Annotated in this window: 7 protein-coding genes; 2 read left to right on the plus strand and 5 right to left on the minus strand. The window is 68.7% G+C overall.

Annotated features, from left to right (window positions below; all coding sequences use genetic code 11):
• Nucleotides 1-56: 56 nt before the first annotated feature.
• The 3 genes from DCI01S_RS17270 to DCI01S_RS12170 form a co-directional block, all read right to left on the minus strand.
• Nucleotides 57-1,775, minus strand: a complete 1,719-nt coding sequence (locus tag DCI01S_RS17270) for a hypothetical protein (protein ID WP_156482591.1) — start codon at nt 1,773-1,775, stop codon at nt 57-59.
• Complete coding sequence (locus DCI01S_RS12165) at nt 1,772-2,434, minus strand: signal peptidase I (protein ID WP_082767789.1); 663 nt, start codon at nt 2,432-2,434, stop codon at nt 1,772-1,774. Before DCI01S_RS12165 ends, DCI01S_RS17270 begins: the two co-directional genes overlap by 4 nt.
• Nucleotides 2,435-2,513: 79 nt before the next feature.
• Nucleotides 2,514-2,954, minus strand: coding sequence for a hypothetical protein (locus DCI01S_RS12170; RefSeq protein WP_061229467.1), 441 nt, complete (start codon nt 2,952-2,954; stop codon nt 2,514-2,516).
• Between the two features lie 932 nt (nt 2,955-3,886).
• Between DCI01S_RS12170 and DCI01S_RS12175 the strand changes: the two genes are divergently transcribed.
• Nucleotides 3,887-4,744, plus strand: a complete 858-nt coding sequence (locus DCI01S_RS12175; RefSeq protein WP_061229468.1) for a formate/nitrite transporter family protein — start codon at nt 3,887-3,889, stop codon at nt 4,742-4,744.
• A 144-nt stretch (nt 4,745-4,888) separates the two neighbouring features.
• Nucleotides 4,889-5,338 carry a cyanase gene (gene cynS / locus DCI01S_RS12180; RefSeq protein WP_061229469.1) on the plus strand — a complete coding sequence of 150 codons (450 nt, stop codon included), beginning with the start codon at nt 4,889-4,891 and terminating at the stop codon, nt 5,336-5,338.
• Nucleotides 5,339-5,440: 102 nt separating this feature from the next.
• Here cynS and DCI01S_RS12185 read toward each other — a convergent pair whose 3' ends face one another.
• On the minus strand, nt 5,441-6,325 hold the full coding sequence (locus DCI01S_RS12185; RefSeq protein WP_061229470.1) for an alpha/beta fold hydrolase: 885 nt from the start codon (nt 6,323-6,325) through the stop codon (nt 5,441-5,443).
• A 188-nt stretch (nt 6,326-6,513) separates the two neighbouring features.
• Nucleotides 6,514-7,272: a sulfite exporter TauE/SafE family protein gene (locus DCI01S_RS12190; RefSeq protein WP_244881722.1), complete on the minus strand. Its 759-nt coding sequence runs from the start codon at nt 7,270-7,272 to the stop codon at nt 6,514-6,516.
• Between the last annotated feature and the right edge of the window lie 251 nt (nt 7,273-7,523).

Genomic DNA, 7,523 nt, shown 5'->3' on the forward strand with positions numbered 1-7,523 from the left:
GCGGCTGTGGTTCGTCTACCGAGAGCCGGCCTCGGTGCGTGCCTGCAGAGGGTGGCTCATGCCTCGGCGGTGGCCACCGACGTCTCGACGCTGGGCTCGCTCGCGTCTGTGGTCGGGCTCGCGGTGGTTGCCTGGCTGGTCGTCGCGGCATCCTTGGGCCGCGGCGGGAGGTCGAACACCCACCCGGCGGTGCTGTCGGGTCGGAGCATGGCCCGCTGCGCGGAGTCGTCGAGCGCGATCGCGATGACGAATTCGTACTCCCGGCCCGCTGACAGCGCGGTGACTCGAGAGTTCGCCGACCGCTCGCAGTCCGAGCTGACGCGACCGGCCTTGCGGATCGATCCGCCGGGGCGGACTTCGGCGAAGTCGCCCGGGCTGATGGACGCCCACCGGTCGGGGCCCGCCTCGGCAGCAGTCCGGATGGTCAGGGTGAGCTCCACGCCGCAGCCGGGTGTCCGGACGATGTCGTCGATCCTCGCGGTTCCGAGTTCGACGCCGTTGCGGGTGACTACGGCGAACTCGCAGCCGACCCTCACCTGCTCGGGGTCCTGGGGGCCCTCGGTCGGGGCGGCCGCTTCCGGCGGCGCACTTTCGCTGGGGGAACTCGGCGACGTAGGCGCCGGCGGTTCTTGTACGCCAGACAACGGAGCGTTGGTGACCGAGGGAACCGGCGCGCTGGTTCCCGTGGGCATTGCGTCTGCGAGGTCGCCTCTTGCCCCGTCCGCGAGAGTGGGGAGGCTGGTGTCAACCGAGTCGAGCGGGTCATTATTTAGACCGGATTCGGAACTCTCGCTCTCCGCTCGAGCCTCCGCACCGTCAGCTTGGTCGACCAGCGGTTGGCGACCAGCGGACTGCTGAGCCATGGGTGTCGAGATGCGGCTCGACCGCGCATTAAGGGCGGGCCACGCGCCGGTAGTCGGGCGTGTGGGCGAATCAGTTAAGGCCCGGTCCACACCGCACTCAGCGTGGGCGAGGATCAAAGTGAGGTTCCATCGCTCGGCTCCGTCCGTGCCGGTGGCATTGACACGCAGACGCAGCTGCGACATCGCGTACCCAGGCTCTTCCTTGCGGACGTGCTGCATGGTAGCGGTGTAGTCGTAGCTGCCCCAGCTCCTGTTGTTGGAGGACTCGGCGTTGGGGCCGGGGACGGGGACTTCGATTTGGTCGGAGAGGAGGGTGTCCCGGCCGAGGATAATCGAGCCGGCTGATGTCATGGTTGCGGCGCCCCTCGCCGGCGAGCAGGTGGCTGTAGCGCGGATCGGGGTCGAGTTTTGGTACGTGACGAGATCGAGGCCCACGAAAGCAGTTCGTACCTCGAGGTTCTGAGTCTCGGAAACAGCGCTCGCGGTGGGGTTGGAGAAGTTTTCAGGCACCCCGTTAGCGCACTCTGCCTTCTTCACATCGACGGTTGAGCAGGAGAACCCCACGGTATTGAGGTGCAGGAGATAGAGCGGGAAGGCGCCGGAAGAAGAATGGGTAGATGGCCCGGTAATGGCGCGAGGTTCCTTGTCCGTAGAAACTCGGAGAGCGCTGACGGGACCGACGTTGTGGTCCTTAGCGGCTCGGTCCATGAAGCCATAGGTTGACATCGCGCGGGCAAAGCGGTTGCCCGCGTGGATATTCGCCATCCCGAACTGGGAAGTTCCGTGAACCTGCTCCGCCCATGACGCCTCGGTCGGTTCTACGTTCTGCACGACGGCGCCGATCCCGATAACCATGACCAGGGCGCTGAGAACGGTGACGACCCTTCTCACCTGGGAGGTGGTCGCGTTCACTGGGCACCTCCCTGGGTATCACTCCCGGCGCGCGTCTCGGCGGCGTCGAGGCCGTTGGTGGGATCGGACTTATCGTCCGTGCGGGCGCCATCGGCCGCGTCATGCGACTCGACTTCGCCGATCTGGTCCCGGCCTTCCCTCGGCCAGAACGCCCAGAGCACTCCGAGGGCGGCGAACAAGCTGATACCGCCCAGCACATACGGGTTGCCGAACCATACGATCACTTTGGCGAGCTCCGGAACGGACCAGAGCACTTCGCGTACCGTCTCGACGCGATACATACCGGGGTCGACGTCCGGGTTGGCGTCGCCCTTCATCTGCAGGAGGGCTTCGCCGGGGGCCTGGGGGTAGATCTCCACCACGCGATGGGTGACGGGGAGTTGGCCTTCACCGCGGTCAACGGTTACCACGTCGCCGATCTCGATCTCGTTGGCGGAGATCTGCTTGACGACCGCGACGGATCCCGTGGGGATCGTCGGCGACATCGACCCGGTCTTGAACATGATGAGCGAGACGTTCATCGTCACCGCGAGGATCACCAGCACGATGCAGACCACACCGGCGGCGGCGAGGAGGTTACCGATGCCGCCCGCGATGTAGGACCACACCGAGCGGCGTGCGGGGTCGCGACGATGACGGGCGGGGGCCGGGGCGCTCATGGGGTGCTCCAAGGAGGGGGGAGGGGAGGAGGAAGTGGGCGGCGGTGGTCGCGGGCGGTCCCCGCGACCACCGCGGGTGTCACTCGGCGGTCTGCTCCGCTGCGGGGGCGACCTTCTCCTTGCTCTCGGCGTCGAACTTCCACTGGATGTTCTTGCTCGCGGTAGGAGCGGTGTTGGCAGGAGTCTTCGGATCGAGCGTGGCGCTGAAACAGAACCACCGGGTCTGCCCGCCGGCGAGGTCGAAGGTGGCCATCTGGGCATCAGCGCTCTCGAGCAGGGTGGTCTTAGCCACCGGGACCGTCGAGCAGTCGCTGGGATTCTCGGTGAGCGGGGCGCTGACGCCGAGGGTGATCCACTTGCCCAGCGGTCCGGTGTCAGAGGTGACCTTGGTCAGCGTGACTTTGGCGTCCATCTTGTTGTGCTGCTCGCGGAGGCCCACGGCCGCGTAGACCGTCTCGTTGGGGATCATGCCCGCGGCCTCCGGACCGAACTGCATCGTGCCGGCCTTGTCCTGGGTCATGAACTCGTTCCAGCCGTCGGCCGCGCCGGTGAAGTTGCCCTTTCGCGAGACAACCGGCTTCTGCCAGGCATTATGAGGATTGCCTCGGGTGTTCCGATGAGCGGTACGTGAGACTGGCCTTTCTGATCGCGCGACTTGAACGGCCGCCCTGTTTGTTAGGCAACGCAAGTAATGCACGCCGTCAACAACGGCGCGCGTACCCCCGGAGTGGCCCTCAGCTCTCGCCGCCTCGAGAAGCGTGGCGCCGGAGGGGAAGTGGACGGCCCGAACACTTAGCGAGTGTCCGGGCCGTGCCCGTTGTCGAAGGGTGCCGCCGGGCGGGGCTCGGCGTCGTGGGTGTGGGCGTGGCTATGTGACGACGACGAGCGCGCCGATTTCCCGCCAGAATTCCGCCTGCGGGCTGGGCTTACCCGGCCCCTCCCGCCAGCCCGGCCAGCTGCCGCAGCGCGTCACGCTTCTCCTACTCCTCCGCCACGTCGGCCACGCTCACGGCGAGCACCGCAGGTCGCGTTTGCCGTTGCCCTGATACCACCGCACCGTCGCCCCGGTGGATGCGGCGATGTCGTCGACCCCGCGCGGGACGGCGGGGACGTGGGTGTGCCTTTCGTCGAGTGGTCACACCTGGGCGGTGGTGGACGAAGCCACCTGGGAAAACGCGAACGGATTCGACCACTCGACAGCGGACTCGGACCCCTACACCGGTCGGACCCCTCGCCTACACCGGTCGGACCCCTCGCCGGCCCCTCGCCGGCCCCTCGCCGTCCCCTCACCGCCCGCCCGCCTCCCCGCACGAGGCGGCCCTCACCGCCCGCCCGCCTCCTCGTGAGCCGACGGTTACCGACTACTGCCGCGGCGAAACGGCCACGACACAATGCGCGTTCAGACTCGGTCCAGTTCATTAGCGCGGCTACCGCAGAGCTGGAGGAGACGACGTGTCCTACGTTCAACCAGAGGACTTCACCCGGGCGATGATCGACGCCGGGGCCAAGAAGGTTCACATGTCCACCCGAGACACGCTGATCCGCGGCTTCATGGCCGGGGCGATCCTGGCGTTGGCGGCGGCGTTCGCCGTGACGGTCACCGTGCAGACGGGCAGCGCCCTGCTCGGGGCGGTGCTGTTCCCCGTCGGGTTCATTCTGCTGTACCTGCTCGGCTTCGACCTGCTCACCGGCGTGTTCACGCTGGTGCCGCTGGCCCTGCTCGACAAGCGCAGAGGCGTCACGGTCGGCGGGATGCTCCGCAACTGGGGCTTGGTCTTCGTCGGCAACTTCGCCGGCGCGCTGACGGTGGCGTTCCTCATCGCGTTCATCACCACCTACGGGTTCAACGTGGCGCCCGACGAGGTGGGCCAGCGCCTCGGGGAGATCGGCGAGGCGCGGACCCTGGGCTATAAGGAGTACGGCGCGGCCGGGATGGCGTCCCTGTTCTTCCGTGGCGTGCTGTGCAACTGGATGGTCTCCACCGGCGTGGTGGCGGCGATGATGTCAACCAGTGTGAGCGGCAAGGCGCTGACCATGTGGATGCCGGTGATGCTGTTCTTCTACATGGGCTTCGAACACTCGGTGGTCAACATGTTCCTGTTCCCGACCGGACTCATGCTGGGCGGTGACTTCTCCTGGAGCGACTACCTGGTGTGGAACGAGATCCCCACGGTCCTCGGGAACCTCGCCGGTGGCCTGCTCTTCGTGGGCCTGACCCTTTACGTCACCCACGCCCGTACCAAGGCGCGGCGGCCGCTGCAGGCCGAGTCCGCCCAGGCCGACGTGGAGCCCGCCGGCGCCCCGGCCTGACCCGGTCGTCCCTCACCGATCCGCCGCCCGTCCGGCGCCCCGGCCTGACCCGGTCGTCCCTCACCGATCCGCCGCCCGTCCGGCGCGCCCGGCCCGACCCGGCCGACCCCCACCGCGACCACACCCCACCAGGAGGAATCCCCCGTGAACCCGATCATGTCCAAGCGCGACGCCGCTGCCCTCGTCGACTCCGCCCGTATCCGCCAGGGGCGCACGTGGGCGGAGCTGGCCGACCACCTGGGCGCCCCGCTGGTGTGGACCACCGCCGCGCTGCTCGGCAACCATCCGATGACGGCCCAGCAGGCCGCCTCGACCTGCGAGCTGCTCGGCCTGGGTGAGGACGTCGCCGAGAGCCTGGCCCTGCAGCCGAGCCGCGGTACGCCGCCGGAGCAGATGGCGGACCCGACCATCTACCGGCTCATCGAGGCGCTGGCGGTCTACGGCCCTGCGCTCAAAGCGCTCATCCACGAGGAGTTCGGGGACGGCATCATGAGCGCGATCAACTTCCAGGTCGACTTTCGGCGTCGGCCGGACCCCGATGGGGACCGGGTGGTGATCACCCTCGACGGAAAGTTCCTCGACTATCGGTGGTGACGACCAACAACAAAGACGACCAACAACAAAGACGACGACCGCCCGGCGGCCGCAGCCGCCGGGCGGTCGCCCGAGCAGACCAAGCGTGCGCGGTCAGTGCAGCTAGCTCCACTTCTCGACGAAGGCCAGGGTGGCCGCGTTGGCGGTCTCGGGGTCCGAGGCGGTGAGGAAGTGCTGGCCGCCCTCGACGATCTGGAGTTCGGCGGAGGGTGAGCCGGTGAAGCGGGCGATGCCGTCCTCGGCGTTGGCCACGGAGTACACGGAGTCGGCGGTGCCCTGCAGCCAGAGGACAGGGCACACCACGTCGCCGAGGCGGGCTTCGAGGCCGTCGCGGTCGCGCAGGTTGACCGAGGCTGTGCGGAGGCGGTGCCGGCCGTCGTCGCCGGTGTAGTTCTGGCGGTACGTGTCCAGCCAGAACTGCTTCTCGGAGTCCGACACGTCGTCCCCGAGGCCGGCGGCCAGGACGCCGAGGACGAACTCGTCGTCGACAAGCCACTCGTCCCCGACGGGGGCGGCGAGGGCGTCGATCGCGGGTGTGCAGAAGCCGGAGCCGTCCCAGCAGCCGCGCTCCATGCTGGCCTGGCTCTCGTAGTCCATGGAGGTGCCCACCACGACGATGCCGCGGATGGCGTCGGGGTCGAGCAGTGCCATGCGGGTGGCGATCCAGCCGCCCTGGGAGGTGCCCAGCGCGAACGCCATGTCGATGTCGAGCGCCTGCATCACCTGGAGTGCGGCGATCGCGCTGTCCCAGTAGGTGAAGTGCCGGTAGCGGGAGCGGGTGGCGCCGTGCCCGTAGGGCTCGATCGCGAGCAGGTTCATGCGGGAGCCGAGCTCGTCGCTGGCGAACTGCGGCCGGTACAGCTCGACTGAGGTGGTGAAGGAGTTGATCATCACCAGGGTGGGCAGGGAGGGGTCGTACTCACGGCCGAACCGGTAGCCGATGGTCGAGCCGCCGAGGTGGGGGACGTCGATGGTCTGGGTGGTCATGGCGCTCCTAGTGAGGGGAACTAAGGGGTTCCTCGACAATAGGAGGATCGCCGCGTGTGTAGTAGACGAATCAGCGAGGCGACCTCTCGCTACCGCTCTCCCGAGGGGGCGCCAACGTCGCGCCAGGGCGGACCCGGCCTACGGAGAGCTATCCGCGACCCCGCCACGCCGACCGACCGGAGGATGGCTCAGCCGATCACGCCCGCCAGTCCCCGCCCGAGCAGGCTGAGCGCGCCGACGGACACCACGACGATCGCCACCTTCCGCCCCACGGCCGCGGGCACCCGCCGCGCGACCAGGCCGCCGATGACGATGCCGACCGGCACCATCGCCACGACCAGCCCGACCACCGCCAGCGGCAGTTCGGACACCGGCGCGGCCCCGAGCCCGACCTTGACCAGGACGGACACCAGGCCCATGGTCCCGAAGATCGGCTGCAGGGTCGCGGCGAACGAGCGTTGCTGCCAGTTGGTGGCCTGCGCGTAGACCAGCATGGCGGGCGCGGCGACGCCCACGGCGGTGTTGAGGAACCCGCCGGCGGTGCCGGCCGCGGCGGCGGGGAGGCGACCGCTCATGGGCGGGATCCGCACCAACGCGGTCGTCAGCAGCGTGCCGATCAGCGCGACGCCGATGATCACCTCGAGCCAGTGGCGGTCCGCGGCGCCGACCAGGAGTGCGCCGGGCACGGAACCCACGACGATCAGGGGAGCGAGGCGGCGGTAGCGGTGCCAGTCGATGTCGTGGCGCAGCGTGATCCCGATGAGCACGGCGGAGACGACGGTCGTAATGTTGGTCAGCAGCACGCCGGTGACGGGCCCGAGCAGCAGCGCGAGCGTCGGCGAGACCACGAGCCCGACCCCCATCCCGCTGACCCGCTGCAGCACGGTCCCGAGGATGACGGCCGACGCCGCCACGAGCAGGAGCAGGGGCGCGACGTCGGCGGGCATGGGGAACAGCATTCCAGGTGCCTCCGGCGGGGCCGCCGGCCGATCGGTGGGCTGGCGCAGCCTGGCACGTCGATGGGGGTCGCCGTGGGTATGTGACGACGACGAGGTTTTAGCCCTCGTGGACAATGGGACGGTAGTCGAGCTGCCGTGGCATCGGCGCGGAGCAACCTCCCTGGGTCGTGACGAATCCACCGAGACGTCGCCGAGCCCGGGTGATTCATGGGAATCTGCGGATCGCTGGGCGAAAATAG

Origin of the sequence: Dietzia cinnamea NBRC 102147 (genome assembly GCF_001571065.1) — a bacterium.
Classification (GTDB): Bacteria; Actinomycetota; Actinomycetes; order Mycobacteriales; family Mycobacteriaceae; genus Dietzia; species Dietzia cinnamea.